The organism is Glaciecola sp. HTCC2999, assembly GCF_000155775.1.
Classification (GTDB): Bacteria; Pseudomonadota; Gammaproteobacteria; order Enterobacterales; family Alteromonadaceae; genus Opacimonas.
Window position 1 is genome coordinate 1 of the sequence record NZ_DS989813.1, and the last position, 26,912, is coordinate 26,912.

30 protein-coding genes and 1 pseudogene are annotated in these 26,912 nt (G+C 40.4%); 16 read left to right on the top strand and 15 right to left on the bottom strand.

Translation table 11 applies throughout. The features are described 5' to 3' along the window. The coding region (locus G2999_RS08485; RefSeq protein ID WP_010180700.1) for an EF-Tu/IF-2/RF-3 family GTPase at positions 1-444 on the top strand (444 nt) is incomplete at its 5' end. Between the two features lie 77 nt (positions 445-521). Here G2999_RS08485 and G2999_RS08490 read toward each other — a convergent pair. Both G2999_RS08490 and G2999_RS08495 read right to left on the bottom strand, forming a co-directional pair. Then, the gene (locus G2999_RS08490; protein WP_010180701.1) at positions 522-1,088 is read right to left on the bottom strand and encodes an outer membrane beta-barrel protein; all 567 of its coding nucleotides are present in this window, start codon (positions 1,086-1,088) and stop codon (positions 522-524) included. A 319-nt stretch (positions 1,089-1,407) separates the two neighbouring features. Next, positions 1,408-1,872: an EVE domain-containing protein gene (locus G2999_RS08495; protein WP_010180703.1), complete on the bottom strand. Its 465-nt coding sequence runs from the start codon at positions 1,870-1,872 to the stop codon at positions 1,408-1,410. A 103-nt stretch (positions 1,873-1,975) separates the two neighbouring features. On the opposite strand from G2999_RS08495, the gene G2999_RS08500 reads away from it, so the two are divergent. Continuing rightward, positions 1,976-3,031, top strand: coding sequence for a CNNM domain-containing protein (locus G2999_RS08500; protein ID WP_010180705.1), 1,056 nt, complete (start codon positions 1,976-1,978; stop codon positions 3,029-3,031). 46 nt (positions 3,032-3,077) lie between these two features. On the opposite strand, the gene G2999_RS12255 is transcribed toward G2999_RS08500, so the two are convergent. Continuing rightward, positions 3,078-3,533, bottom strand: coding sequence for a hypothetical protein (locus G2999_RS12255; protein ID WP_010180707.1), 456 nt, complete (start codon positions 3,531-3,533; stop codon positions 3,078-3,080). Between the two features lie 226 nt (positions 3,534-3,759). Here G2999_RS12255 and nhaD point away from each other — a divergent pair, with 226 nt between their 5' ends. The 5 genes from nhaD (at position 3,760) to panP (ending at position 9,519) form a co-directional block, all read left to right on the top strand. Further along, entirely contained in the window at positions 3,760-5,160 is a 1,401-nt protein-coding gene (nhaD, locus tag G2999_RS08510; protein WP_010180708.1) for a sodium:proton antiporter NhaD, read from the top strand. A 163-nt stretch (positions 5,161-5,323) separates the two neighbouring features. Then, positions 5,324-6,244 (top strand): ABC transporter ATP-binding protein, encoded by a 921-nt coding sequence (locus tag G2999_RS08515; RefSeq protein WP_010180710.1) that lies wholly within the window; start codon positions 5,324-5,326, stop codon positions 6,242-6,244. Beyond that, positions 6,241-7,014, top strand: a complete 774-nt coding sequence (locus G2999_RS08520; RefSeq protein ID WP_029257473.1) for an ABC transporter permease — start codon at positions 6,241-6,243, stop codon at positions 7,012-7,014. The genes G2999_RS08515 and G2999_RS08520 overlap by 4 nt, the downstream gene beginning before the upstream one ends. Further along, on the top strand, positions 7,014-7,715 hold the full coding sequence (locus tag G2999_RS08525) for a tRNA (guanosine(46)-N(7))-methyltransferase TrmB (protein ID WP_010180715.1): 702 nt from the start codon (positions 7,014-7,016) through the stop codon (positions 7,713-7,715). Before G2999_RS08520 ends, G2999_RS08525 begins: the two co-directional genes overlap by 1 nt. Before the next feature lie 172 nt (positions 7,716-7,887). After that, positions 7,888-9,519, top strand: a complete 1,632-nt coding sequence (panP, locus tag G2999_RS08530) for a pyridoxal-dependent aspartate 1-decarboxylase PanP (protein ID WP_029257474.1) — start codon at positions 7,888-7,890, stop codon at positions 9,517-9,519. On the opposite strand, the gene panC is transcribed toward panP, so the two are convergent. From panC to sfsA, 7 genes are all read right to left on the bottom strand, one after another. Then, positions 9,509-10,357 (bottom strand): pantoate--beta-alanine ligase, encoded by an 849-nt coding sequence (gene panC / locus G2999_RS08535; RefSeq protein WP_010180719.1) that lies wholly within the window; start codon positions 10,355-10,357, stop codon positions 9,509-9,511. The two genes, panP and panC, sit on opposite strands and share 11 nt — an antisense overlap. Positions 10,358-10,381: 24 nt before the next feature. After that, positions 10,382-11,179, bottom strand: a complete 798-nt coding sequence (gene panB / locus G2999_RS08540) for a 3-methyl-2-oxobutanoate hydroxymethyltransferase (protein ID WP_010180721.1) — start codon at positions 11,177-11,179, stop codon at positions 10,382-10,384. Positions 11,180-11,214: 35 nt separating this feature from the next. Continuing rightward, positions 11,215-11,721: a 2-amino-4-hydroxy-6-hydroxymethyldihydropteridine diphosphokinase gene (folK, locus tag G2999_RS08545; protein ID WP_010180723.1), complete on the bottom strand. Its 507-nt coding sequence runs from the start codon at positions 11,719-11,721 to the stop codon at positions 11,215-11,217. A 13-nt stretch (positions 11,722-11,734) separates the two neighbouring features. Next, positions 11,735-13,066, bottom strand: a complete 1,332-nt coding sequence (pcnB, locus tag G2999_RS08550; RefSeq protein WP_010180725.1) for a polynucleotide adenylyltransferase PcnB — start codon at positions 13,064-13,066, stop codon at positions 11,735-11,737. Between the two features lie 85 nt (positions 13,067-13,151). Continuing rightward, entirely contained in the window at positions 13,152-14,033 is an 882-nt protein-coding gene (gene gluQRS / locus G2999_RS08555; RefSeq protein WP_010180726.1) for a tRNA glutamyl-Q(34) synthetase GluQRS, read from the bottom strand. A gap of 4 nt (positions 14,034-14,037) precedes the next feature. Then, positions 14,038-14,487: an RNA polymerase-binding protein DksA gene (dksA, locus tag G2999_RS08560; RefSeq protein ID WP_010180728.1), complete on the bottom strand. Its 450-nt coding sequence runs from the start codon at positions 14,485-14,487 to the stop codon at positions 14,038-14,040. A 178-nt stretch (positions 14,488-14,665) separates the two neighbouring features. Next, positions 14,666-15,421 (bottom strand): DNA/RNA nuclease SfsA, encoded by a 756-nt coding sequence (gene sfsA, locus G2999_RS08565; RefSeq protein WP_010180730.1) that lies wholly within the window; start codon positions 15,419-15,421, stop codon positions 14,666-14,668. 70 nt (positions 15,422-15,491) lie between these two features. On the opposite strand from sfsA, the gene pepB reads away from it, so the two are divergent. Genes pepB through G2999_RS08580 form a run of 3 tightly spaced genes read left to right on the top strand, consistent with a single transcriptional unit; the run spans position 15,492 to position 18,065 of the window. Beyond that, positions 15,492-16,766 carry an aminopeptidase PepB gene (gene pepB / locus G2999_RS08570; protein WP_010180732.1) on the top strand — a complete coding sequence of 425 codons (1,275 nt, stop codon included), beginning with the start codon at positions 15,492-15,494 and terminating at the stop codon, positions 16,764-16,766. Position 16,767: 1 nt separating this feature from the next. Then, positions 16,768-17,364, top strand: a complete 597-nt coding sequence (locus G2999_RS08575; protein WP_010180734.1) for a YhgN family NAAT transporter — start codon at positions 16,768-16,770, stop codon at positions 17,362-17,364. 11 nt (positions 17,365-17,375) lie between these two features. Further along, entirely contained in the window at positions 17,376-18,065 is a 690-nt protein-coding gene (locus tag G2999_RS08580) for a DUF416 family protein (protein ID WP_010180736.1), read from the top strand. Here the strand turns inward: G2999_RS08580 and rsmD are convergent. Then, positions 18,051-18,689 carry a 16S rRNA (guanine(966)-N(2))-methyltransferase RsmD gene (rsmD, locus tag G2999_RS08585; RefSeq protein WP_010180738.1) on the bottom strand — a complete coding sequence of 213 codons (639 nt, stop codon included), beginning with the start codon at positions 18,687-18,689 and terminating at the stop codon, positions 18,051-18,053. The genes G2999_RS08580 and rsmD overlap by 15 nt on opposite strands. Before the next feature lie 243 nt (positions 18,690-18,932). On the opposite strand from rsmD, the pseudogene ftsY reads away from it, so the two are divergent. The 4 genes and pseudogenes from ftsY to rpoH all read left to right on the top strand — a co-directional run. Further along, positions 18,933-19,868: pseudogene (gene ftsY / locus G2999_RS12260) on the top strand (signal recognition particle-docking protein FtsY); the annotation flags it as partial. A gap of 6 nt (positions 19,869-19,874) precedes the next feature. Next, positions 19,875-20,618 carry a cell division ATP-binding protein FtsE gene (gene ftsE, locus G2999_RS08595; protein WP_010180741.1) on the top strand — a complete coding sequence of 248 codons (744 nt, stop codon included), beginning with the start codon at positions 19,875-19,877 and terminating at the stop codon, positions 20,616-20,618. Next, positions 20,615-21,598, top strand: coding sequence for a permease-like cell division protein FtsX (ftsX, locus tag G2999_RS08600; protein ID WP_010180743.1), 984 nt, complete (start codon positions 20,615-20,617; stop codon positions 21,596-21,598). The genes ftsE and ftsX overlap by 4 nt, the downstream gene beginning before the upstream one ends. A 154-nt stretch (positions 21,599-21,752) precedes the next feature. Next, the gene (gene rpoH, locus G2999_RS08605) at positions 21,753-22,604 is read left to right on the top strand and encodes an RNA polymerase sigma factor RpoH (protein ID WP_010180745.1); all 852 of its coding nucleotides are present in this window, start codon (positions 21,753-21,755) and stop codon (positions 22,602-22,604) included. 33 nt (positions 22,605-22,637) lie between these two features. Here the strand turns inward: rpoH and G2999_RS08610 are convergent, their stop codons facing one another. Further along, entirely contained in the window at positions 22,638-23,543 is a 906-nt protein-coding gene (locus G2999_RS08610) for a bifunctional GNAT family N-acetyltransferase/hotdog fold thioesterase (RefSeq protein WP_010180747.1), read from the bottom strand. 39 nt (positions 23,544-23,582) lie between these two features. After that, positions 23,583-24,032 (bottom strand): D-aminoacyl-tRNA deacylase, encoded by a 450-nt coding sequence (gene dtd, locus G2999_RS08615; RefSeq protein WP_029257477.1) that lies wholly within the window; start codon positions 24,030-24,032, stop codon positions 23,583-23,585. Positions 24,033-24,130: 98 nt separating this feature from the next. Here dtd and G2999_RS08620 point away from each other — a divergent pair, with 98 nt between their 5' ends. Both G2999_RS08620 and G2999_RS08625 read left to right on the top strand, forming a co-directional pair. Beyond that, complete coding sequence (locus G2999_RS08620; protein ID WP_010180751.1) at positions 24,131-24,361, top strand: hypothetical protein; 231 nt, start codon at positions 24,131-24,133, stop codon at positions 24,359-24,361. Positions 24,362-24,432: 71 nt separating this feature from the next. Further along, positions 24,433-25,077 (top strand): DUF2959 domain-containing protein, encoded by a 645-nt coding sequence (locus G2999_RS08625; RefSeq protein WP_010180753.1) that lies wholly within the window; start codon positions 24,433-24,435, stop codon positions 25,075-25,077. Here the strand turns inward: G2999_RS08625 and G2999_RS08630 are convergent. Together G2999_RS08630 and metF are read right to left on the bottom strand one after the other, a co-directional pair. After that, complete coding sequence (locus G2999_RS08630) at positions 25,055-25,948, bottom strand: virulence factor BrkB family protein (RefSeq protein ID WP_010180755.1); 894 nt, start codon at positions 25,946-25,948, stop codon at positions 25,055-25,057. The genes G2999_RS08625 and G2999_RS08630 overlap by 23 nt on opposite strands. Continuing rightward, a complete protein-coding gene (gene metF, locus G2999_RS08635; protein ID WP_010180757.1) occupies positions 25,945-26,826 on the bottom strand; it encodes a methylenetetrahydrofolate reductase in 882 nt (293 codons plus the stop codon). Before metF ends, G2999_RS08630 begins: the two co-directional genes overlap by 4 nt. Positions 26,827-26,912 lie beyond the last annotated feature (86 nt).

Below are 26,912 nucleotides of genomic sequence, written 5' to 3' on the forward strand. Positions count from 1 at the left end.
CCACATCAAGATACAGTTAAGACGACTTGTACTGGTGTTGAAATGTTCCGTAAGTTGCTTGACGAAGGTCGTGCAGGTGAGAACGTTGGTGTTCTTTTACGTGGTACTAAGCGTGAAGACGTAGAACGTGGTCAAGTATTAGCGAAGCCAGGTTCAATCAACCCACATACTAAATTCGAAGCAGAAGTATACGTACTAAGCAAAGATGAAGGTGGCCGTCATACTCCATTCTTCAAAGGCTATCGTCCACAGTTCTACTTCCGTACAACTGACGTAACAGGTGCTGTAGAGCTTCCTGAAGGCGTAGAGATGGTAATGCCAGGCGACAACTTAAAGTTTGTTGTTGAGCTAATTGCACCAATCGCGATGGACGAAGGTTTACGCTTCGCAATCCGTGAAGGTGGCCGTACTGTAGGTGCGGGTGTTGTAGCGAAGATTTTTTAATCTGACCTAACACAGCTATCAAAATTAAGAACCCAGCCTTGTGCTGGGTTTTTTTATATCAGCTATTTTATGTATGATTAAAACCTAACAGAAAGCGATAAAGATCCACCGACTGCAACGACAGTTCCCGAACCTCCAGAACTTTCAATATATTCACCATAATCTGAAGCTTGTCGTGCATTGATAATGAAATCAAGCGCCATCCTCTCCCAATTATAACCAAGACCGCCACCGATAAGGAATCCAGAAAATTCAACGTCATCTGCTGTATTGTCACTAGCCCATGAATCAGCAAAATACCCAATACCAGCATATAACTTTAACTTGTCATTAGATAGGAAACCTCTTCCATAGTAAGCTGCAATATCTATATTTTGTGAAGATACATCAGAATTATCGTCAAAATCTAATAATTGATAGGATGTTTTAACGGCGACGCGATTGCTAAAAGCATATTGAGCAGTAACTAAATGACCAGTAAAATCTAAATCTTGAATATCGTTAGTGACAGTCAAGTTTTGAAAACCTGCACCTATAGACCATTGTTTAGGTAAAAATTGTGGTGTCATTACTGAGTATTCAGCATAGGTAGAGGCGCTAAGCAGAGATGAAATTAGCACCGATGACAATAATATTTTATTCATCATTAAATCCTTTTAATGTATTCCGTATAAGTTTCTATTATTCACATATAATATATAAATAATCAATCCGTTATCTCTTACAATGCTCATAATAAGCGTCAAGCAAGACTGTCAATGCCCGTTATTATTAACTAACGCTTGTTTTGCTTCCACGTTCCACCGTATTGGTAGGTGGAGTCGTTTTGTTTTATTTGAGATTGGCACTGCTTGCATGCAAAGACCCAATCTTGGTGTTTCAATGTTTTGATGCGATATAATACTTCAGTAGAATGCATGCAAAAATGACAGGATTTTGGGTCACGTTGACGCGTTTTTTGTTTCAATGTGTTAATCCACCTAACTTTTGCATTAAAGTAAATTCTGTAAATGTTAATGGCATTACTGATAATCGTTTGTGTGTTAATAAATAACATTCGCTTAATGCTGGCTGTAATTTTAGCGTTGCTAATGGGACAAGTGTAGTAAATTTGTGAGTATAGACCATATCGACTGCGACCCATCGTGGACGCTCAAGCGTCGATTTAGCATCAAAATAAGGGCTATCTAATTGAAATTGTAAGGGATCATCATATGCCGTTCGTGTCACTTGAAGCTGACCACTAATGCCAATATGCCGACAACTTGAATGATAGAGAATAACCGCATCACCCAGTCCCATTTGTTTCAAAAAATTCCTTGCCTGGAAATTACGAACACCATCCCAAGGGATAGATGTTTTTGGGGAGTGCAGAAAATCATCAATCCCACACTCGTCAGGCTCACTTTTTACTAACCAATACTGCATGCTTGTATCCTCATATTTTAAGTAATTCGCCTTTAAGTCAGGTGACAAATATAGTTTCTTATAGCATACTGTTTAGCCGTATTAATGGATGATACTTAATAAGATGTTACTACTTATAACTTATGTCATGGTGGCTTTAGGCTTTTCTTTCATTTGCTCGATAGCCGAAGCAGTTATTTTAAGTGTGTCCAATGCATATATCCAAATGCTAGAGCAAGATGGCAAAAAAGCAGGTAAGTTACTTGCCGCTCAAGCCAATGATATCAATAAACCTTTATCTGCAATACTTACATTAAATACCATCGCCCATACTATGGGTGCAGCAGGGGCTGGGGCGCAAGCTGCTCGGGTGTTTGGCGATGCATATTTAGGGGTTATCTCTGCCGTATTGACGTTATTGATCCTCATTTTTTCTGAAATCATCCCCAAAACCTTAGGTGCGACTTATTGGCGTCAACTCGCCCCGATTACGGCGCATTTCCTAAAATACTTAATCATTGTGTTGTATCCTTTTGTCAAAATGTCGCAAAAAATGACAGCGGGGTTTACTGAAGAAAGTCCGTTAAAAGGCTTAAGTCGCTCTGAACTTCATGCAATGGCAGAATTATCTGGTCAAGAAGGTCAGCTAGCTAAACATGAGGCGAATATTCTTAAAAGTTTAATGTCCATGCATGAGTTGACGATTCGAGGCGCTATGACCCATCGCACTAAGGTATTTTCGCTTCCACAGGAAACGACGGTTGGTGAATTTTTTCAAAAAAATGAAATTACCGGATTTTCAAGAATACCAATCTACGAAGATAATGATGCCGAAAAAGTGATTGGTTTTGTCATGCGTAATGATTTGTTACTTGCTCAGGCTCGGCAACAAACGGATATTCCATTAAGTGAATTCAATAAAGACATGCAAACGTTACTAAGCAGCATGCCTTTATCATCTACATTTGAGTTATTTTTAAAAAACAAAGTACATATTTTGTTAGTTGTCGATGAATATGGTGGACTTGAAGGCATTTTAACCCTTGAAGACTTATTAGAAAGCATATTAGGTGTACAGATTGATGACGAGAAAGACCAAGATATATCAATGCGTGAGCTTGCTGCTGGCATTGCCCAACAGCGACAACGTCAATACACACTAAAAGGTGCTAAAAAGTAAATTACCTCATAGCGAGGGTGTTTGACTACCATGTCAATATTGCTCATTAATGACTGGTTTGAGGTGGAGAAAAATACCCATCCCACATCGCTAGATGTTCGGTAAAGCGTTGTTTAATGGTGGCGCTGACTTCATCTATCTCCAATAAGTCTGCTGGAATTTGCTTGATGATGCGCCAGTGATTCAAACAATTTACCGCTGCTGCACAGATTTGCGCTTGGGTCGCAAAGGCATACTCAGGATCGCTTATGACTTTTCCCGTAGCTTCAGTCAGGGCGATTAACTCAGCCTCTAATCCGTCACACATTTTCAGAGTAATCTGATAGTTTCTCACTAACGCTAAATAATGTTCATTACTCGGCGATATATCGCAAGAAGTGTCTTGAACTTCATTTTGAATGGCATTGATATGCATGATGACATCAAAGCTCGCCATATGCAGTTGCTGAAACAATGCTTCTTTAGCTTGTAGGCGAGGATCAACAAATTTATCGTTATGCATTACCATTATCCTTATATTTACATTAATTACGAAATTGTAACAAGTGCTACATTTTGTTTACTAGTGTGTTCTTATCTATGTCTAATATTTAGTAAAAAAATATAGCTCAATCCCTTTATAAATGGAGTGAATGGATATATCATCACCGCCTGAATACTAAAGTCTAATTCCGTCATTAATTCAATGGCGTAATCTAGCCGCAATTCACTCTTTCAAAGGGACTATGATGCCAATTTTATTAACATGTTTAGTCATTTTTTCAGCATTGTTTTCAAATCAATTATTTGCTGCTACTAGCGCAAGTGAACTTATTGATTTGACGCATTCTAGTGCTGGATTTCTTGCTATCGCTATTTTTGTAATCGCTTATGTATTAGTGATATTAGAAGAGCAGCTTCATTTAGCCAAATCAAAACCGGTTTTGCTTGCCGCAGGTTTGATTTGGGTCATTATTGCCATTGTTTACGGTAATATGGATAAAGCAGATCTAGTTGAACATGGAATTCGTCATAACTTCCTTGAATATGCCGAGTTATTTTTCTTCTTACTTGTTGCAATGACGTATATTAATGCCATGTTAGAGCGTGGTGTGTTTGACGAGCTGCGTAATCGATTGGTTGCGAAAGGCTACAGCTATAAAGCTTTATTTTGGTTAACGGGAATTTTAGCATTCTTTATTTCACCTATTGCCGATAACTTAACGACAGCATTGGTCATGTGTGCCGTGATCATGGCAGTAGGTAAAGGTCGTCCTGATTTTATTGCCCTTGGTTGTATTAATATTGTTGTTGGCGCGAATGCCGGCGGTGCGTTTAGTCCATTTGGTGATATCACTACGTTGATGGTATGGCAAAAAGGTATCTTAGAATTTACTGAGTTCTTCGCCTTATTTATTCCATCGGTAGTGAACTACATTATCCCTGCCACTATCATGTCTTTTGCTGTTGCCAAAGGTAATCCTACTCCATTGGATGAAGTAGAAGGCAGTGTGATTAAGCATGGTGGCTTAGTGATTGTTGGGCTATTCTTAGCGACAATTGTAACAGCTGTTAGTTTCCATAGCTTCCTACACTTACCCCCTGTGTTTGGTATGATGACAGGTCTTGCCTATCTTAAGCTATATGCGTTTTATCTTAAGAAATCTGCCCATAAAGAAGCCCATTTACCGAACTCAACACCGGGTGATGCTGAACAACCAGAGTTTGACATCTTCAAAAAAGTCGCACAAGCAGAGTGGGATACTTTGTTCTTCTTCTACGGTGTTATTTTAGCCGTCGGCGGTTTAGGCTTTATGGGTTACTTAGGTATGGTATCTCATCTAATGTATGGTGAGCTAGGTAACACGGGCGCTAATATCTTAGTCGGTATTTTATCTGCTATCGTAGATAACATTCCGGTGATGTTTGCGGTTCTTACCATGAATCCTGATATGGATGCGACGCAATGGTTGTTAGTGACCTTGACTGCTGGTGTTGGTGGAAGTTTATTATCCATTGGTTCAGCTGCTGGGGTAGCGCTAATGGGCCAAGCGCGCGGCTATTACACCTTCTTTGCTCATTTAAAATGGACCTGGGCGATTGCCTTAGGTTATGCAGCCAGTATTGCCGTACATTTAATGATTAATTAATCACATATTACGCTTATTTTAATAGGCATAGAACACACCCAAGTGGTCATACTTAGCTTCTTATAAGTATACCCTTGGGTTTTTTTGTAAATAAATCCCCGCATTTAAAGAATCCTTGATAAAATACAATCATATTATTTCAGCATCAGAGAGTTATCTTTTAATGGAAGCATTATCGATATCCGGCTTAACTAAAACCTATCAAGGTGGCGTAACTGCGCTAAAAGGGATTGAATTGTCTGTAGAAGAAGGTGATTTCTTTGCCTTACTTGGGCCTAATGGCGCAGGCAAATCCACGACTATTGGCATTATTAGTTCTTTAGTAAACAAAACTGCCGGCAAAGTTTCAGTGTTTGGCTATGATTTAGCGACTCAAATTACTGAAGCTAAATCATGTATTGGTTTAGTACCCCAAGAATTTAACTTTAATCAGTTTGAAACAGTACTTCAAATTGTCGTTAACCAAGCAGGTTATTATGGCGTGCCGCGTGATATTGCAAAACAACGTGCCGAAAAATACCTCACCCAGTTAGATTTATGGGAAAAACGTCACTCTGCTGCCCGTACCTTGTCTGGTGGGATGAAGCGTCGGTTGATGATTGCCCGTTCATTGATGCATGAGCCAAAGCTCTTGATCCTAGATGAGCCGACCGCTGGTGTTGATATCGAAATTCGTCGTAGCATGTGGGATTTTCTGAAACAAATCAATGCTGATGGCGTGACGATTATACTCACAACCCATTACCTAGAAGAAGCTGAAATGCTATGTCGCAATATTGCCATCATAGATAAAGGCATTATTGTTGAAAATACTTCTATTAAGGCGCTGTTATCAAAATTGAATGTGGAAACGTTTGTTTTGGATATAGATTCAGAGCAAACCGATATCACTATTGAAAATGTCTCATACACCGTAAAACCAGGTGAAATTGAAGTAGAAGTGGCAAAAGAAGACGGCCTTAATCATGTGTTTTCGCAATTAACTGAGCAAGGGATCCAAGTGATGTCGATGCGTAATAAAGCAAATCGTTTAGAAGAGTTATTTGTGAAGTTAGTCGAATCAGGTCGAGAGGTGCAATCATGAGTAATCCAGTATTCATCGGATTAAAGACTATTTGGATTAAGGAATGTACTCGTTTCATGCGTATCTGGGTACAAACATTAGTTCCCCCTGCGATTACCATGTCATTATATTTCGTTATTTTTGGTAACCTCATTGGAGAGCGTATTGGTCAGATGGGCGGTGTGTCATATATGGAGTTTATCGTCCCGGGTTTGATCATGATGTCGATTATTACTAATTCATATTCGAATGTATCGTCATCTTTTTTTAGTGCCAAATTCCAACGTAATATTGAAGAAATGCTGGTGTCACCTGTGCCTACATGGGTGATTATTATGGGGTTTGTCGGTGGTGGCGTCGCGCGCGCTCTGATTATCGGTGTAATCGTCACAACGGTTTCTATGTTTTTCGTTGATGTACATATTTTTAATGGATTTATTTTGGTGTTAACCCTCATATTGACTGCTACGTTATTTGCGACAGCCGGTCTTATCAACGGTATTTTTGCGAAAACATTTGATGATATCTCCGTGATCCCAACGTTTGTTCTTACTCCGTTAACATATTTAGGCGGGGTGTTTTACTCGTTATCGCTACTACCTGAATTTTGGCAAACTGTCAGTAAAGCTAACCCGATCGTGTATATGGTCAACGGTTTTCGCTATGGCTTTTTAGGCGTCGAAGGCGATGTACCATACTTTCACTCCATCATAGTGATCATTGGATTCAATATTATTTTGTTTAGTGTGGCTTATTATTTACTAAATAAAGGGCAAGGGATCCGTAGTTAATGAGCGCCGGTAATTCGCGTATTGTTGAGACTAATCAAACGGGTATTCATGAGCAATTAGATAACTTAGTTGATAAGTATATACAAACTGAGAATCTTAAGCCTATACAACCACACACGAAAAAAGCATTTGAGCAGGTCATTACTTGGTTAGGTGCTTGGGAAGGCGATATTATTTTTGACTCATGCTGTGGTGTAGGGCTGAGTACTATCGCACTTGCAGAGCGCTTTCCCGATGCTAAAGTGATAGGCATTGATAAATCTGAACAGCGTGTAGGTAAGCACTTACATCACTCTCAAGCGGTTGAAAATAGATTAAATAATCATCTTCTAGTGAGAGCGGATGTGATTGATTTCTGGCGTTTGGCTGTGGCGCATAAGATACAACTCTCTCATCATTTTTTGTTGTACCCAAATCCATATCCGAAAAAGACACAAGTTCAAAAGCGTTGGCATGGGTCGTCATCATTTTTAGATATTATGGCATTAGGCGGTGTACTTGAAATACGCAGTAACTGGCTATTATATTTAGAAGAATGCCAGTTTGTACTAAATAAGTTAGGTCATTCATCTACGTTGACTGCCATAAATGGGCAGATCGTTGATTTTCAGCCGCTAACGTTGTTTGAAAAAAAATACATCAATAGTGGACAAACCTGCTACAGACTTGTGGCTCCTCAATACCTTGAAGACAAATTCTAATCCAAGGTGAGTCATAAAATATTGCCATTAATATGCTTAAATGCGCCTAAGCGAGGATAAAAGAATAGACGAAGACCTGACAGACCAGTATGATTCGCAGTTCATAAGAATCAAGCCACGATGAAAGTGCTTGTCTACAAGGATCGAAAGAGACAACATTTGAGGTATGCATGTGAGTAATGCGGAAGCGAGCTTGGAGCATTTATTTCGGGTTTTTACGATGCCCGAGCACAAGGACTCTACGCTTAGTCAAATTGAACAGCATTTATCAGATAATTTATCTGACTTTTTGTCACGCCATGTTGTTGCTAAACGCACTTCTTTAGAAGAGATTGAGCAAGATTTCAATAATGCGCAATTACCTTTACAACCAGAATTTGTTTCCACACACGCAGAACACTTATTAGAAAAACTGGTTACTAATTCAGTCAATACTTACGCACCGACATTCATCGGGCATATGACTTCAGCATTGCCATATTTTCATCTATCACTTGCTAAGTTATTAGTGGGACTGAATCAAAACCTCGTTAAAATTGAAACGTCTAAGGCGTTCACCCCACTAGAGCGCCAAGTGCTTGGGATGATGCATAATCTAGTTTATGAGCAAACGGATGCCTTTTATGCCAGTCACCTTCATTCGGCAGCGCATTCACTTGGTGCATTTTGTTCCGGTGGGACTGTCGCAAACGTAACTGCATTATGGGTCGCTAGAAACCTTAAGTTAGCTCCGAAAGGCACGTTTAAGGGAGTATCGAGAGACGGTTTAGCCGCAGCTTATAAAGCTTATGATATAAATAATTTAGGGTTGATTTGTTCTAAACGCGGACACTATTCACTAGGAAAAGCTGTGGACTTGTTAGGTATTGGTCGAGCGAATATCTTACATGCTTCTGTCGACTCCCATACACTAGATCCGAAAGAAGTATTGGCATTAGGCAAAGCCTATAAAGCCCAAGGTAATGAGCTATTAGCCATTGTCGGGGTAGCAGGTACTACAGAAACGGGTCATATCGATCCTTTAGATGAACTGGCAGATGTTGCCCAAGAATTAGGGTGTTGGTTTCATGTGGATGCTGCTTGGGGTGGGGCAACATTATTCTCAGATACGTATAGATCCTTATTGAAAGGGATTGAACGTGCGGATTCCGTGACTCTCGATGCCCACAAACAAATGTATGTACCTATGGGTGCGGGTATGACCTTATTTAAAGATCCGGCCGCCTCCGCTGCGGTACGACATCATGCACAATATATTTTGCGTAAAGGATCTAAAGATTTAGGCTCTACGACATTAGAAGGTTCTAGGAATGGTATGGCAATGATGGTCTATTCATCATTACATGTATTAGGCAAATCAGGTTATCAGTTATTAATTGACCAAAGCATTGAAAAAGCCAATACGTTTGCTGACATGATCAAGGCACACCCCGATTTTGAATTGATTACCGAACCGACATTATCATTATTAACCTATCGCTATTGTCCTGCACAAGTACAAACGTTTCTTAAGTCCGACCAATGTGAAACTAATTTGATTAATGAGCACCTAGATAATTTGACCAAAGCGATTCAAAAACAGCAGCGTGAAGCAGGCAAATCTTTTGTCTCTAGAACCCGCCTCGGGATAAATACATACCCAGATGAGTGCTTAACGGTATTTAGAGTGGTGATTGCAAACCCGCTAACGACAGTGGGGCATCTGGAAAATATTCTAAATGAGCAGGTTGAAATAGCAATAAACCAACCACAGCTCACTACTTTACTGTCATACCTACAAAGCGAAGATAACGCTATAGCGTAACTTGGATATTATCAATTAAGCGTGTTTTACCTAGAAATGCAGCAATCAAGATGACTAACTCTTTCCCTTCAAAAGACGCTGGCTGTAATGTAAAAGCATCGCGGATCTCTATATAATCAGGTTTAAAACCTGATTGTGCTAGCAGTGTGTTTTCGGTATTGATGAGTTGATTAAAATCGCGACGACCGGACTCTATTTGTTCCCGAATACGAATAATAGTTTGATAAATCATCGGCGCTATTTGACGTTCATCTTCAGTCAAATAACCATTCCGAGAACTCATGGCTAACCCATCATTATGACGCATAGTCGGAATGGCATGTACACTTAGATTCATAGATAAATCAGTCACCATTGCTTTGATGACTTGGACTTGTTGATAATCCTTTTCGCCAAAAAATGCACTGTTAGGCTGGACCATGTTAAAGAGTTTACTAACAATTGTTGCCACTCCACGGAAGTGACCAGGGCGACTTGCACCACATATCATATAGGAAATTCCCGGTACCTCAACAAAGGTTTGTTGTTCTAGGCCGCGTGGGTAAATCGCTTCTACCGAGGGCGTAAACAGTACATCAACGCCGAGTTTACTTAGATGTTCACTATCTGCTTCCAGCGTACGAGGGTAGTTATCCAAATCTTCATCTGCGCCAAACTGCAGCGGATTAACAAATATCGACACCACGACAATATCAGCATGTTCTTTGGCTGCTTCAACGAGTGATAAATGACCTGCATGTAAGTTACCCATTGTCGGTACAAAGCCGATACTTTTGCCTGCTAGTTGCCATTCTCGACGAATTTCTCGCAGCCCATCAATAGTAGATATAGTTTGCATAATTTAAATGTCTCTAAAGCGAAATTATTGAACAAACGAATGCTCGGGTCCTGGAAATACACCTTGTTTGACTTCTTCTATATAAGTTTCAACGGCGGTGTGCAGATCTCCGGTTTGGGCTAAATAGTTTTTAGAAAATTTTGGCATGTAGTTCGCACTGACGCCCAACATATCATGCATAACTAGAATCTGGCCGTCGGTATCAGGTCCTGCGCCAATTCCGATAACTGGAATACTTAATAGCTCTGATACGCGTTTTGCGAGTGCTTGTGGAATACATTCCAATACGAGTAGTTGCGCTCCAGCTGCTTCTAAACGTTGAGCGTCAGTGCATAATTTATCTGCTTGAGCTTGTTGACGCCCTTGTACTTTGAAACCGCCAAATACGTGCACAGACTGAGGGGTGAGTCCAAGATGAGCACACACGGGGACGCCACGTTCAGTGAGCTTTTGAATGGTACTGCAGAGCCATTCTCCGCCTTCTACTTTCACCATACTCGCGCCGGCTGCCATTAATCGTGCGGCATTATGCATTGCGTCTACTTCTGTACCGTATGACATGAAGGGCATATCAGCGATGACAAAGGTGCTGGTAACGCCACTAGCTACTGCACGGGTATGATAGGCAATTTCTTCGACTGTGACGGCAAGCGTATCAGGTTCGCCTTTTAAAACCATCCCTAATGAATCACCGATTAAGATAATATCCACTCCTTTGCTATCAAATAACTTAGCAAAGCTAGCGTCATAAGCGGTGAGAGCTGTGATTTTTTCACCAGCTTGTTTTTTTGCAAGTAAGCTAGAAGTTGTTATTTTTTTCATAGGACGATTCTACTGTTAGTTATTGCGACAGCGTGTTAGTTAAGCGAAATACGACGTAATTGACTAACATCGCATTCACTGACCCATTTTGCAATCGGCGTATTATCTGGCATTAATAAATCGGGCTGTAATTCAAACATAGGTACCAGCACAAATTCTCGACCTTGCATCCCATAATGAGGCAAGGTCAATTCGTCGGTGTGGTATGTTTGGTTACCCAAAATCAACAAATCTAAGTCAAGTGTTCTGGGGCCCCAATGGTCACCTGTTCGAATTCTACCATGAGTTTGTTCAATATGTTGAAGTTGCTTGAGCAGTGACAGTCCATCCAACGTTGTGCTAATTTTACACACTGCATTGGTATAGTTAGGTTGTTCACTTGGTCCCATGGGTACGGAGTCATAAAAAGATGAACAAGCGAGCAGCTCCACATGAGCGAGCTCGGCAATCTGTGATAACGCGCTGGATAGCGTCGCTACCGGATCGCCAAGGTTTGCGCCTAATCCGATAAAGCCAATATCGACAGCAATAGATTTATCCATACTGTTGTATTCCCTAGTTAGGCTTACGTTTTGGTTTTTTGCGTCGGCGAGAGTTGCGAGGTCCAGATTGTGCTCTTAAGTCATCAATCATTCTTTTACGAGTATCACTGTCAACTTCTTGGAAATCGGTCCACCACTGAGCTAATTCATATAATTCTCCACCTTCAATTTCACCTCGTAATAGAAGGAAATCATAGGCAGCACGAAAACGTGGATGAGCAAGCATTTGATAAGCGCGGCGACCATAACGTCGTGATAAACGGTGCTGAAAAGACCAAATCTCTCGCATCGTAATACTAAAGCGTTTGGGGATCATAATCCGTTGTAATTGACGATGTAACACATCACTCATCGCCATATTAAATGCATCTGCAGGTGATAAACCTGACTCAATGACTAGTTTTTGAGAGTGTTCTTCAATAGGGTACCATAACATTGCAGCATACAAGAACGCAGGGGTAACACGCTGCCCGTTATTAATCCGATTATCGGTATTAGTAATAACTTGATCAATAAATTTACGCTCACGACTATCCGTTTTGAGTAACGGACCTGTTTGTGGAAATAGTTTATCAAATAAGCCATATTCGAGTAATAACTGGTAAGTCGTTAATCCTTGACCGCTAAATAATAATTTAAGGACTTCTTCAAATAATCTAGCCGGTGGGATATTTTCTAGAAGATAAGCAAATTTATGGATCGCTTCATCACTTACCTCATCGATCGTCATATCTAACTTAGCGGCAAATCGGACTGCTCGTATCATCCGCACAGGATCTTCACGATAACGTGTTTCAGGATCGCCGATTAATGAAATAGTTTTTTCCTCAATCGAATCAATGCCCCCGGCAAAATCTCGGATAGTGCCGTCCACCACATTATAATACATGGCGTTAATCGTAAAATCGCGGCGTGCGGCGTCTTGTTCAAGTGTACCAAAGACATTATCTCGGACTAATTGACCTTCGCCATCTTTTTTTGATTTATCGGAAGTATTTTTATCTTGGATATGGGGACCACGGAATGTGGCCACTTCAATGATTTCGCGGCCAAAAACAACATGAGCCAATCTAAAGCGACGTCCAATAATTCGGCAATTTTTAAATTGAGCTTTAATTTGTTCAGGTGTGGCGTCAGTCGCGATATCAAAATCTTTGGGGTGCTGATTGAGTAATAAATCGCGCACACAACCACCGACTAAGTAGGCTTCGAATCCAGCAGCATTTAACCGACGTAATACCTTAACCGCGTTAACACTAATATCTTCAACGCGAATGTTGTGTTCGTTTTGAGTGATCACTTTCATCGGTGGTAGGGTTATTTGCGTAGTATCGTCAGTAGACATTGCTTTTTTTATTTTTGTTATTGCGCGTTTAAAGATAGCTCACGCTCCTAAAATACATATATTTGTAATAATAAGCTGAAACTGCTTAGGTAACAATGATTTCATGACTGGGAAAGTGAATTCCTTGTTGCCAACATGCCACCGCCTCTTGTAGGACAGCAGATAGGCCTTGCTGTTTACTAGCCTCTGAGATGGAAATCTTAAGTAAGCTTAAACAAAGTAAAACATTGTCTAACGCATGCTGATTGTCAATGGCGCTAGCATGGTTTTGCTTACTCAGCTTTTGTCCTGGGCTGCTTACTAATAAAGGTGTGTGGGCATAATCGGGTAATTGGGGACTGAAATATTGCCATAAATTCATCTGTGCAATTGTCGTAGGAAGTAAATCGAAACCACGCACAATATGCGTAATACCTTGTTCAATATCATCCAATACTACCGCTAAATTATAAGCAAATAAGCCATCTTTGCGCTGAATTGTGATGTCTTCGAGCTCGAATTCATGTTCTGATAGTGTTATTAGACCACTGAATCTGTCATTAAATTGAGTAATGCTACACGGGTTTCTATACCGAACGGCACTGGGTGTGGTGGTAAGTTTAGTCATGGAACATGTGCCTGGATATTTGCCTCCAGCTGCTTTTATTTGAGCACGAGTACAAATACATCGATAAGCTTGATCTTGTTCTAATAGACGTTCGATCACTGAGTGATAGTGTGCCAAGCGAGTTGATTGATACAAGATAGGTTTATCGGAGATTAACCCATGCGCCTTGAGTGAATCTATAATAGTGCGATCAGCGTTTAACTGTTCTCGGGGAGGATCGATATCTTCAATCCGCACTAACCATAAGCCCTGATGTGCTTTTGCATCAAGATAACTGGTTAACGCTGTAAGCAAAGAGCCTAAATGCAATGGACCCGATGGGGACGGCGCAAACCGCCCAACATATGGAGTCGCAGGCATCATATTAGCCTTGCATTTGTTTTTCTTTGATTTCAGCCATGGTTTTACAGTCGATGCACAAATCTGCAGTTGGGCGTGCTTCTAAACGTTTTATACCAATTTCAATTCCACACGAATCACAAAATCCAAAATCGTCATCTTCGATACGTTTTAATGTTTTTTCAATTTTTTTGATTAACTTACGCTCGCGATCACGGGTTCTTAATTCTAACGAAAACTCTTCTTCTTGAGCAGCTCGGTCAACTGGATCAGGAAAGTTGGAAGCATCATCTTTCATATGAGTAACAGTACGGTCTACTTCTTCACGTAACTGGGTGCGCCACGCGGATAGTATTTGACGAAAATGATCCATTTGAGATTCATTCATATACTCTTCGTCAGCGTTAGACTCGTATGCAGTTAGGCCTGCAAGGGCAAGTAATCCTAATGATTTATTATTTTTTGTTGTGGGCATGCCCCACCTCCTTAAATAATGACATTTTTGCATGATAGCAACATATAAATGTCATTCTACAGACTGAATATTTTGACTACACTTTGAAAAATACTAGTCATTTCCTTACTACTATTTTTGAACAAGCTGTTTCTAAAACCACAATATGGGGCTTAAATTAAAAAAAGCAATCCATTATTTATGCTGTAAATATTAATTGTTGATTTATATGGATATTTTCTTCGTTAATTATGCAGTTATAAGCTATAAATTCGACACCAACTTCCTTAGCCATTTTCACGTACTCTGTATATTTAGGATCAATGTGGGTCGCTGGAGAAACACTTTCTATACCAGTGTGCTGAACTAAGTAGAGCATAATTGCACGTGCTTTAGTGGATTGTTTCAACTGGGTTAATTCACGACAATGTTTATGAGCGCGAGTAGACACTGTGTCAGGGAAATACCCTCTATTGGATGTTGGATCTTTTAATGTAACGCTTTTCACTTCAAGGTAAGTTTGTGTGCCATCAGTATGGTCAATTAGAAAATCGATTTTGGAATTTTCCTCACCATATTTTACTTCCGGAGAGATAGACGCTATATCACCGATTTCATTGATGAGACGTCGATGTAATGCATCTTTAACAATACTATTTGCTCGATGAGTATTAACTCCAATCCACTCTTCGTTTTCATTTTGTACCATTTCTAGCGTGTATTTGAGTTTACGTTTAGGATCTTTATTAGGCTGAACCCAAGCGGTAAATCCAGTTTCAGCACACCCTGTCATTTTCCCAGTGTTGGGATTATGTGCAGTGATAAGCTCGCCATTATCTAAGGTGACATCAGCAAAAAAACGCTTGTATCGTTTGACCAAAGTGCCTTTTAGTAGTGGAGTGTGAAATTGGCGAATTAAGCTTTTTTCCTGATGTGTGTCATTCATAGAAGCCATGATATACTCTTTGTTATAATGTACTTTTCACAGTATACGTCATCGTTATTATAAAAAGAGTCACAAATTTATGTCCAATTTTACGATCGCATTATCAACCTCACCAGCACCTTCTCCATTTAACCCTAATAGCTTGATATCGACGTCTGACACAGGTGTCTCGGTGCATTTGACCGGGGCGAATGACGTGCGTGAAACCCAAAAAGCAGCTCGTCTTGTGAGCAGTCTTATCCATGAGCATATCGCGTTTGTCGGTCAGTGGTCTGGACTATTACAACGTGTGTTTGTACTCGCGCTAGGGCGCGATGATATTTCTGTGAAATGGTCTACACAGGATAGTACTGTTAATACTCAACAACTAAATCAAGAGTTGATGGCCATAGAGTTTGCTCGTAATTTAGTGAATCAATCTCCTGAAGATTTATCCCCAGAGAGCCTTGCTAAACAAGTTGCACATCATTTAGAGGGATTAGCACCTGAGCATATTAGCGCTAAGCATATTGTGGGTGATGCGTTAGTTGAGTTTGGTTGGCATGGGATATTTGAAGTCGGGCGTGGTAGTGATCGTCCACCCGTTCTCTTAGAATTGGATTATAACCCAACGGGGAATCCCGATGCCCCTGTTGCTGTGGCTTTAGTAGGTAAAGGTATTACGTTTGATAGTGGCGGTTACTCCATAAAATCCAGCGAAGGTATGTTGGACATGAAGTGTGATATGGGGGGCGCTGCGACGGTCAGTGCGGCGCTAAGTTTAGCCATTATGCAACAATCCCAAAAACGTATTCGCTTATACTTATGTTGTGCAGAAAATCTTATATCGGGTCATGCTTATAAGCTAGGTGATGTGATTACTTATAAAAACGGGCTGACAGTTGAAATTGTCAACACAGATGCAGAAGGTCGGTTAGTGCTTGCTGATGGTTTAATGGCGGCGTGCGAAGCACAACCGGGTATGATTATCGATGCAGCCACATTAACTGGTGCTGCAGTCATGGCGGTAGGCACTGATTATAATGCGATATTCACACCGCAAACTGAATTAGCGCACAAGTTAAGTCTGATTGGTCAAAAACATGCTGAACCGTTTTGGCAGTTACCACTAGAGCCATGGCATTCAGAAATGTGTCCATCTCCATTTGCCGATACGGCAAATTCTCGACCACAAAAAGGCGGTGGTGCCGGTGGTGCGTCCAACGCAGCTGGTTTCCTAGCTCGTTTTGTGACACCGGATATGCCTTGGCTACACCTTGATCTAGCTGGTGCATACCAGCGCAACGCTTCAGCGTTAAAACCAGCTGGCGCAACCGGCATGGGTGTGCTGAGTATCGCCGAGCTACTCTATTAATATGGATACGTTATCCGCTGCGATTATGCTGTTTTTGATCATGGATCCATTGGGTAATTTACCCATTGTAATGTCAGTATTAAAGCCTTTTGAGCCTAAGCGTCGACTCTTTATTTTAGCGCGTGAGTTGATCTTTTCTCTGATGATACTGTTGGTATTTTTATATTCAGGTGATGCCATTTTAGCATTTTTGAATATTAAGCAAGAAACGGTGAGCATTGCTGGTGGGATTATTTTATTTTTGATCGCCATTAAAATGATTTTTCCGACACCCGGAGGGGTAATGAACCTGCCTGCAGGTGAAGAACCGTTTATTGTACCATTAGCCATTCCTATGATTGCTGGACCGTCATCGATGGCGGCATTGATTTTATTATCTAATCAGGCGCCGACGCGTATTATTGATTGGACGCTGGCACTTATTGGTGCATGGGCATTATCAGCCTGTATACTTTTATTTTCAGGGCCATTGCATAAGCTGTTGGGACAAAAAGGTCTCTCTGCTGTTGAGCGGCTTATGGGCATGATATTGATCATGCTTTCAATCCAATTATTGTTAGACGGTGTAAGTGCTTACTTGCGTATGTACACAAATTAAAAGGGGCTATTGTGCCAAAATCACCATTATCGACGTTTGCTCAAATTCGAGCATTATCTGCAAAACAAAGCCTAGCATTCAGTGTCGCAGTGCTGACAAGAATGGTACCTCATGTTGTCTTATATGACGAACTTATTGCTCCTGCAGAAAATGCAGCATTAGCTGAAGCCTCAGTCTCAAATGAATTAGGGCCACTTGCGCATAAGGTCTTAGGATTGTTATGGGATTATTTAATTAATCATAAAGCGAAATTTAATTATGGTGTCCAATTAGAAAAAATTGAATCCATGACACCAGATATAGGGCCAGATACTCCCTTTGGTGTGCTGCCAGCAATGGACGCTTGTATTGGTTTAGCGTCAGTGTTGCGACTCATTCAACACGAACAAGACGATGCCGCTGTAATAATCAGTAAACTTGCTCAAGGCGGTATTGAAGCCATGTTATTAGCCACTGAGTTTAGCGAGCAAAACGATAGAGTATTAGCGATTGATGATCCTGAAACTCAAGATAATGCTCATTTTGCATTATCTAAGGCACTTAAAGCGCATCCGTTGATGGAGTTTGAAATTCAATATCAACAGCATGTTTTAGAGTATGTAACTACTCACTCACTTGATGCTGCAGGGATGAAAGCCTTATACGATATGACCCGAGAAACCGGCATCACGACATTAGGGATTGAATTAACGTCGGAGTAATTGATACAGACCATAATGAAATGCACCTGTTACATGCTGCTTAATGGGCTTTAGATGATAAGGCTGTGATAAGTTGTTTAAAGCCTGATTAATGTGCATTAACGTCACTGCAGATTCATGTTCTAGGTAGATTAAGGCATCTGTAGCCAGTATCTGATGGTTCACACAGGCGCATAAACTGGGGATCAACAGGCCTTCACCGAATGGGGGGTCGAGAAATAAAATATTGATAGGTAGTGAGTGTTCACTTTCATTTTGTTTTATGTTCTGTAAAGCTTGTGAAAATTCGCTATGATAAGAAGTGATATTTTGAGCGCAGCCTAAACCAGCGGCGTTATGGGTGATTTGTAGAGATGCTTGTGAGGTCTTCTCAACAAAATACACATGCTTAGCTCCACGCGATAGCGCTTCAAATCCTAAACTCCCACTGCCAGCAAACCCATCAAGACAAATGGCATCATGGACATTTTGCATTAACCAATTAAATAGTGTTTCTTTGGTACGATCAGTGGTTGGCCTAAGACCCGGCGAATCTAAAACGGGTAATTGGCGCCCACGGAACTGCCCAGCGATGATCCGAATACGGCCGGTTGCCTTGGGATTTTTTTGTTTGTTGTGACGCATCTTTGTTAATTTTTGAGCTAAGTTAATGGTATGATAACAATAATTATTTGACTACGCTTAAAAAGTCTTTGTTGTATGTTTAATTTATTTAAAAAGAAACAACCCAAATCATCGCAAATCACATCGCCAGAACAGGTAGATGTGCAAGCTGAGCATGCGGACGAATCAAACGTTGACGCACTGCAAAATATAGAGTCTTCGCCCGAGCCTTCACCCGAGCCTTCACCCGAGCCTTCGCCTGATCCTAAACCTTCGTTTTTTAGTTCGTTAGCTGCCAAGTTATCACGTACGAAAGAAAGTATTGGCTCTGGTATCGCAGATCTATTTGTGGGACGTAGTATTGATGATGAATTATATGAGGATCTCGAAACCCAATTGCTAGTGGCTGATGTCGGTATGGATACGACTCAAAATATAATCGAACATCTAACACAAAGCACTAAGCGAAGTACGCTAAAAAATGGTGAGGCCTTATTAGGTGAGCTCAAGGCATACATGGGTGAGCTTTTAACGAATATTGAAGCACCGTTAATTCCCGTAGTTCCTGAGGGAAAAAAGGGGCCGTTCGTCATATTAATGGTTGGCGTAAATGGGGTCGGTAAGACTACCACTATTGGTAAGATGGCAAAACAATTTCAACAAGATGGTAAAAAAGTGATGCTAGCTGCTGGCGATACCTTTAGAGCCGCAGCGGTTGAGCAGCTGCAAGTTTGGGGTGAAAGAAATGATATTCCAGTCGTCGCACAACATACCGGTGCAGATAGTGCTTCAGTCCTTTATGATGCCATTCAATCGGCTCAAGCGAAAAATATAGATGTGTTGATTGCAGACACTGCTGGACGATTACAAAACAAAGATTATTTAATGCAAGAGCTAGAAAAAGTCGTGCGTGTTATTCGCAAGATTAATCCAGATGCCCCGCATGAAATTATGCTCACTATTGATGCTGGTACGGGACAAAACGCCATCAGCCAAGCGAAGTTATTTCACGATGCAGTAGGTTTAACGGGTATCACTCTTAGTAAACTTGATGGCACGGCTAAAGGTGGTGTGATTTTTTCAATCGCTGATCAGTTTTCAATTCCAGTGCGATATATTGGTGTGGGTGAAGCAATTGACGATTTGCGTCCGTTTCAAGCCACAGAATTTATTGACGCATTATTCGAACCCACGAAATAGCTAATTATGATTAAATTTGATCGAGTGAGTAAAACCTACCCCGGTGGTCAACAAGCACTACAGCAGGTAGATTTTCATATTGAACCAGGTGAAATGGCATTTTTAACTGGTCATTCCGGTGCGGGCAAAAGTACGATCCTTAAGCTCATTTCATTGATGGAACGTCCTAGTGTAGGGAATGTGTTGATTAATGGTCATAACCTTAACAATATCAAATTGAATCAAGTACCCTACATCCGCAGAGATATAGGTATGATTTTTCAATCTCATCAATTACTGATGGATAAAACTGTTTTTGACAATGTCGCTCTTCCTCTGGTGATAGAAGGCTACTCACGTAAACAAATTCAAAAACGTGTGTCTGCTGCACTGGATATGGTCGGGTTGTTACACAAAATCCAGCAACTCCCATTAGCGCTTTCTGGTGGCGAGCAGCAACGAGTGGGTATTGCTAGAGCAGTAGTTAATCGTCCACCACTATTACTAGCTGATGAGCCAACGGGTAACCTTGATCCTAAATTGTCGATGGAGATTATGCGATTATTCGAAGATTTCAATCAAGCAGGTGTGTGTGTATTTATAGCTACCCATGATTTAGGCTTAATTGCGCGGATGAAATATCGCTCTCTAACGATTAAAGAAGGGCGTATGATAGATGATGGGTTGGCTGAATCAGTTAACCCCATAATGGATTCACATGATCCTTACGCCGCTCCTGTCACTAAATTACCACCGAAGTACACCTCATGAGTTTATTATTTACCGGCCGTAACAGCAGTAGCGCATCTCGCAGGGTCAGTCTTTTTCAACGTTTGTTGATGGGCATCATTAACCATATACGTCAAGCGTTGGCGAGTTTAGGTGAGTTATGGCGTTCCCCCCTCGCTACGATTATGACAATTGGTGTGTTGGGGCTGAGTATTACATTACCTAGCACTTTGTATTTGATGGTTAAAAACACCGAAAAAGTCACCGCAGGCTGGGAAGATGCGGGTGAGATTTCATTATATTTACAAGCAAACACCACTGCAAAGCAAGCACAAAAATTGCTAAGCGGTGTTAGTGCAATGAAAAATAAAATTGATGACGCCCGATTAATCTCGCCTGATCTCGCGTTAGAAGAATTTGAAACATTATCGGGGCTAGGTGATGCGCTTGCCTATTTAGACGCCAACCCATTACCTTATGTGTTATTAATTACACCTAAGCCAGAGTATTTGCGTCCAGAAGCCGCTCGTCAATTGTTATCGGAATTAGAACAACAATCCATCGTAGACTTTGGTAAATTGGATATTGAATGGTTAGAAAAGTTGTATGCAATTGTTTCTATTGCCAAAGATATTGTGTGGATTGTCGCGATATTACTATGCGTTTCAGTGGTTTTAATTATTGGTAATACGATTCGTTTAAATATCTTATCTCAGCGAGAGGCAATTGCAGTAATGAAACTGGTTGGTGCGACCGATAACTTCATTCGATTTCCTTTTTTATACACCGGTTTTTGGTACGGAATTTTAGGTGGATTTTTAGCTTGGATGTTAGTTGCATTTTTACTGTGGTGGATCCAATCAGGTGTTGAAAACCTGGCTGGATTATACCGTACGTCGTTTACTATTAGTGGGTTAGATGGTTCGGCTTTGGGTATAATTCTAATGATTTCGATTACGTTAGGTCTCATTGGATCGTTGATATCAGTACAAAAGCATATCAAAGAAATTGAACCGAGCTAGATAAGATATTGAACTTTTTGCTCTAATCCCCATACTAATGAGTAGTGAATTTAATCTATATATGTTTAAACTAAATAATTAAGTGTGCATGTCGCATTTATCGATTCACTTTGGTATATTAAGAGAGATATATTAAATAACGGAGTTTTATTTGATGAGTAAATCCATGCAAATGGCATTAACGATTCCTCAAAGCGGTAGTATAGAGAGCTACATTCAATCGGTAAGCAATATACCGATGCTGTCTGCTGATGAAGAAAAGTCATTAGCGGAACGCTTATTTAATGAAGGTGATCTCACTGCAGCACGTGAATTAGTTATGTCACATTTACGTTTTGTTGTACATATAGCAAAGTCTTATTCAGGCTATGGTCTAGCTCAAGCTGATTTAGTGCAAGAAGGAAACATAGGATTAATGAAGGCGGTGAAGCGCTTCGACCCTAACGTGGGTGTCCGTTTGGTTTCTTTTGCTGTCCATTGGATCAAAGCTGAAATACACGAGTTTGTATTAAAAAATTGGCGCATCGTAAAAGTTGCCACGACAAAGGCGCAACGGAAGTTATTTTTTAACTTACGTAAGTCTAAAAAACGTCTAGGGTGGTTCACCCATAAAGAAGTACAGAAGGTCGCTGAAGAACTTGGTGTAAGTGAAAAGGAAGTGCTGCAAATGGAAGCCCGTATGGGAAGCCAAGACACTGCTTTTGATTTGTCTAGTGACGATGGTGACGATAACAGTAATTTTTCGCCAGCTCAGTATTTAGAAGATAAATCTGAAAACGTTGAAGCTGCTGTTATTAATGCTGATTATGATAGTAACGCCTCTGCACGCCTTTACTCTGCGATTAAGACACTTGATGAACGTAGTCAGTATATTATCGAAACTCGCTGGTTAAATGATAATAAAATGACATTACAAGACTTAGCCGCTAAGTATGAAGTGTCTGCTGAACGTGTGAGACAGATAGAAAAGAATGCGATGAAGAAAATTCAAGCCGCAATGTCGTAGGCTATAGAAGCATAATATTAAAAGAACCACTGCTTAGTCAGTGGTTTTTTTTTGCGGTAATACCCAATAAGCGCCCTTAAACTCAGCAACGGGCGTGTCACCGTCCAGGATATTAACAGTCAAATCGACCCGCATTTTATTGCCATTATTTAGTGCTTGATAATCACATTCATAGTGTTCGATGTGTACTTGAGCTCTGGGCTGCATAGTAATGGGTTTATGGTAATGGATATTACCATCGCCTAATACGATTTCACCTTCGAGCTTCTTACGTTTGAGTTCTAGGAATATCATTCCCCAACCAGCTAATGTACCTAAAGAAAATATACTCCCGGCAAACATAGTGCCATGTAAGTTAATATTTTTATTTAATGAAGCCCTTACTTCCAGTGTAGTCCCAGAATATTGATGAATCTTAATACCCATTTGATCTGAAATGGGAATAGTATTTTCCCATGTAGACTGTAATTCTTGACACCACTTAGGATGAATCAAAAACTGTTGCGCACTTAGTTTCTTTAACATGTGAATACGATTCAGTTTACGCAAAGCTTCGGGAGCAGAAAATTTGGTATAACCACAGATTTCAAAAAATGCACGAGAGCTTTCAAGGCTATTGGTGACAGCTCGGATAGCACCTTGTTCAATCGCCACCTTTTCTAAAGTCGCCACTATAAGACTGCCATACCCTTTTCCATGAGCTTCAAATGCGACTGCGATATGACGTATTTGTACCTCTTCAGCAGTATTAAAATGCACTCTCCCAATCGCCATAATATCGTTATTTACATTAACGATCATACGATGCTCTGCAACTAGCTCATACTCATCTTTTTCAGATCCTTCAGGGAAGTTGAATGGTGCTTTTAAGATTTGCCAACGAAAATGAAAATAGGCAGCTAACTCTTGCTCAGTAGTGGGTTTTATTATTTTATACAAAGCGTAATAATCCTATTAATCGCTCATGTCGAGCGAGTGCTAAACGGTCAGTGTGAAAGTGACTGGCCCATCATTTATTAATGCTACTTGCATATCTGCACCAAATTGTCCGGTAGCGATATGCGAATCAGGTAACTGTGTTTGTTGTTTTACCTCATCGATGAAAGCATTATACATCGTTAACCCATGTTCATGGGATGCCCCTTTAGAAAAGCCAGGGCGGTTACCTTTTTGAGTATCTGCAACTAATGTAAATTGAGAGACAATTAGCAAAGCGCCTTGAGCCTGTTCAATATTAAGATTCATTTTGCCCAAATCATCATTAAACATTCTAAAATTTAATAGCTTTTTAGCCAGTTTTTGAGCATGAGAGGGGGTGTCTTGCGCTTCAATTCCTAATAATAATAACCCACCAGCGCTGATTTCGCTAATCACTTCTTGATTAACGGAAACGGATGCCTGAGAAACGCGTTGAATAAGACCTATCATCAATGACCCTCGACGAATAACATTGTATTTATATAATTTATGAACTAGTTTATATGTGTAGGGTCGTAATTTAAATAAATTATTATTAGAGAAAAATAATGTCACAACAAGGTTCTGGTGGAAACGTTCTTGCCGCTATTTGTAGTTTTTTCATTCCGGGTTTAGGGCAGCTTGTGCAAGGACGTGTACTTGCAGCAATACTCTTTTTTGTCGTTGCGGGTGTCTGTTATGGGCTCGCTGCCACTGTTATATTCATATTTTTATGGCCGGTAGGCGCTATTGCTCATCTATGGTCAATTATAAGTGCAGCGCGTTATCGCGCATTTTAACAATCAATCTTTACTTACATGGGTTAAATAGACATCCAATATTGGAATAGAGATTTGCAAAAGGAGTTGCTATGTCCATTACATTTAGATCAGTTTTTCTACTATTAACTTTATCTCTGTCAAGCTGCCAAAGTGTTTATTATAGTGCTTGGGAAAAGCTTGGCGTCGAGAAGCGAGATATATTAGTTGACCGAGTAGAAGATGCACGAGACTCGCAAACAGAAGCTCAAGCGGAATTTGCCTCTGCGTTAGCAGAGTTTAGCGCATTGATAAACTTTGATGGAGGTGAACTTGAGTCAGTCTATCACACCTTAAGTAGTCAATTTGATGATGCCCAAACGGCAGCTGATGATGTCAGTGCTAGGATCAGTAAAGTGCAAAGTGTAGCTGATGCACTATTTGAAGAGTGGCAAGCCGAATTAGCGCTTTATACTAACCCTAATTTAAAACGAGATAGTCAACGTAAGCTACATGATACTAAGGCTCAATATAAAGCGATGTTACGCGCTATGCGAAAAGTGGAAAGCAGTATGCCTCCTGTACTTAATGCATTGCAAAACAATGTTTTATATCTTAAACACAACCTTAATGCTAATGCTGTAGGAGCGTTACAAGGAGAACTATCTTCAATTCAATCGGATGTGGGTAGTTTAATTGATGAAATGAATGCGGCCATTAAACAGTCCGACCGCTTTATTGCATCGATGAAGGGTTAATATTTTTATCATTGATATCTGGATTAAGTACTTCATCGATGGAGCAGGTAAACTCTGCTCCTACCAATACCACAATCCATGATAAGTAAACCCACACAAATAAAATAGGGATGACGGCGAGCGCCCCATAAATAACTTGGTATGATGGAAAACTGGCGACATAAAAAGCAAATCCTTTTTTTGATAGTTCAAATAAAAATGTCGCTAATATTGCACCACAGAGTGCATGAGAAAATTTAACTCGAGTATTGGGTACGAGCATATATAATATTAAAAAGCCAAAAGTTGCAGTCACACTTGGTACCATTTTTAATAATAATGTGCCCAGGCCTGGTGTGTATTCTTCAGCATAACTAGCAAAACCAAGTAAATAAGAACTGACTAATATACTTGAACCCATCATAATAGGGCCTAGGGTGATAACCATCCAATAGACAGCAAAAGTAAACATTCTAGGACGAGCTTCTGGAGTACGCCATATAGTGTTAAGCGTTTTGTCGATATTCATAATCAACAGTAGCGCTACAACCATCAAAGACGCAATCCCAACGGCTCCCATTCCCGAAGCATTGCCAACAAACTCACTTATATATTTTTGTAACACGTCACCTGAAGTAGGTACAAAGTTATTAAATATAAAGCTTTCGAGTGCAAGACGAATTTCTGCAAAAGCTGGAAATGCTGATAACATAGTAAAAAATACCATGATAAATGGTACAAGTGATAACAGTGAAACATAAGCAAGGTGACCAGCCGACACTGTCACCTTATCGTTTGCGCATCGAGCTAGGAAATATTTACCTAATGCTGGTAGTTGTGGAAGTACTTGTTCTTTTATAGCCGCCATCCATTGGCGATAAGTTTCTATCATGCACGCAGTCCTAGCATATGACAAATGGCGTAGCTCAACTCGCTACGGTTAAGTGTATAAAAGTGAAAATGTTTAACACCTTCGCGAGCGAGGACCTTCACTTGATCCATTGCGATGTTGGCCGCTAATAAGTTTCTAGTAGTTTGATCATTTTCATCTAAACCATCATACATTTTATGTAACCAATTAGGAACATGTACGTTAGTAAAGCCTGCAAATTTAACTAATGTTTGGTAATTAGTCACCGGCAGGATACCTGGCACGATGTCTATATCAATGCCTGCAGCAGCAGCACGATCACGAAAACGTAAATAGTGCGAGGTATCAAAAAAGAATTGTGTTATTGCTTCATTTGCGCCTGCTTCAGCTTTACGTTTTAAGTTTAATAAATCAAATTGATCATTCGGTGCTTCAGGGTGCTTTTCAGGATAAGCGGCTACTGAAATATCAAAATCTGCAACATCTTTAAGAATTGTGACTAAGTCACTGGCATACATGTCTGGTTTATCCATACCTGGTGGTAAGTCCCCACGAAGTGCGACAATACGTCGAATACCGTTATTCCAATATTCTTTAGCGATCTCTATCAACTCTTCTTTGGAAGCATCTACGCAAGTGAGATGCGGTACTGCAGGGACACCTAAATCATGCTGAATGCGTTTTACGACGCCATGAGTTTTATCTCGCTCTCCACTATTTGCACCATATGTCACAGACATGTATTCAGGTTTTAATGGGGCTAAGCGCTCAACAGACTTCCATAGCATTGATTCCATTTTGTCACTGTTAGGAGGGAAAAATTCAAAGGATACGTTAATATCACGTAATTCTGACAGCGATTGATTTAATGAATCGACGCCTTGGGCGTAAGAAACCATGGATATACCTCAGATAAAAAAGTGTACAATAGACGTTTAGACGTCTAAACTACGTAATATTAGGGGAGCCGTCAAGCATTAATATG

Bases quoted from the DNA above. Each gene is read 5' to 3' on its own strand.
- G2999_RS08630 (WP_010180755.1), bottom strand. From the start codon at position 25,948: ATGATAGAAACTTATCGCCAATGGATGGCGGCTATAAAAGAACAAGTA.
- G2999_RS08495 (WP_010180703.1), bottom strand. From the start codon at position 1,872: ATGCAGTATTGGTTAGTAAAAAGTGAGCCTGACGAGTGTGGGATTGAT.
- pcnB (WP_010180725.1), bottom strand. From the start codon at position 13,066: ATGTCTACTGACGATACTACGCAAATAACCCTACCACCGATGAAAGTG.
- G2999_RS08520 (WP_029257473.1), top strand. From the start codon at position 6,241: ATGAGTAATCCAGTATTCATCGGATTAAAGACTATTTGGATTAAGGAA.
- pepB (WP_010180732.1), top strand. From the start codon at position 15,492: ATGTCCAATTTTACGATCGCATTATCAACCTCACCAGCACCTTCTCCA.
- G2999_RS08500 (WP_010180705.1), top strand. From the start codon at position 1,976: ATGTTACTACTTATAACTTATGTCATGGTGGCTTTAGGCTTTTCTTTC.
- panC (WP_010180719.1), bottom strand. From the start codon at position 10,357: ATGCAAACTATATCTACTATTGATGGGCTGCGAGAAATTCGTCGAGAA.
- G2999_RS08620 (WP_010180751.1), top strand. From the start codon at position 24,131: ATGTCACAACAAGGTTCTGGTGGAAACGTTCTTGCCGCTATTTGTAGT.
- rpoH (WP_010180745.1), top strand. From the start codon at position 21,753: ATGAGTAAATCCATGCAAATGGCATTAACGATTCCTCAAAGCGGTAGT.
- G2999_RS12255 (WP_010180707.1), bottom strand. From the start codon at position 3,533: ATGCATAACGATAAATTTGTTGATCCTCGCCTACAAGCTAAAGAAGCA.
- G2999_RS08625 (WP_010180753.1), top strand. From the start codon at position 24,433: ATGTCCATTACATTTAGATCAGTTTTTCTACTATTAACTTTATCTCTG.
- metF (WP_010180757.1), bottom strand. From the start codon at position 26,826: ATGGTTTCTTACGCCCAAGGCGTCGATTCATTAAATCAATCGCTGTCA.
- G2999_RS08575 (WP_010180734.1), top strand. From the start codon at position 16,768: ATGGATACGTTATCCGCTGCGATTATGCTGTTTTTGATCATGGATCCA.
- nhaD (WP_010180708.1), top strand. From the start codon at position 3,760: ATGCCAATTTTATTAACATGTTTAGTCATTTTTTCAGCATTGTTTTCA.
- rsmD (WP_010180738.1), bottom strand. From the start codon at position 18,689: ATGCGTCACAACAAACAAAAAAATCCCAAGGCAACCGGCCGTATTCGG.
- sfsA (WP_010180730.1), bottom strand. From the start codon at position 15,421: ATGGCTTCTATGAATGACACACATCAGGAAAAAAGCTTAATTCGCCAA.
- panB (WP_010180721.1), bottom strand. From the start codon at position 11,179: ATGAAAAAAATAACAACTTCTAGCTTACTTGCAAAAAAACAAGCTGGT.
- G2999_RS08515 (WP_010180710.1), top strand. From the start codon at position 5,324: ATGGAAGCATTATCGATATCCGGCTTAACTAAAACCTATCAAGGTGGC.
- dksA (WP_010180728.1), bottom strand. From the start codon at position 14,487: ATGCCCACAACAAAAAATAATAAATCATTAGGATTACTTGCCCTTGCA.
- ftsX (WP_010180743.1), top strand. From the start codon at position 20,615: ATGAGTTTATTATTTACCGGCCGTAACAGCAGTAGCGCATCTCGCAGG.
- G2999_RS08490 (WP_010180701.1), bottom strand. From the start codon at position 1,088: ATGAATAAAATATTATTGTCATCGGTGCTAATTTCATCTCTGCTTAGC.
- folK (WP_010180723.1), bottom strand. From the start codon at position 11,721: ATGGATAAATCTATTGCTGTCGATATTGGCTTTATCGGATTAGGCGCA.
- gluQRS (WP_010180726.1), bottom strand. From the start codon at position 14,033: ATGCCTGCGACTCCATATGTTGGGCGGTTTGCGCCGTCCCCATCGGGT.
- ftsE (WP_010180741.1), top strand. From the start codon at position 19,875: ATGATTAAATTTGATCGAGTGAGTAAAACCTACCCCGGTGGTCAACAA.
- G2999_RS08525 (WP_010180715.1), top strand. From the start codon at position 7,014: ATGAGCGCCGGTAATTCGCGTATTGTTGAGACTAATCAAACGGGTATT.
- dtd (WP_029257477.1), bottom strand. From the start codon at position 24,032: ATGATAGGTCTTATTCAACGCGTTTCTCAGGCATCCGTTTCCGTTAAT.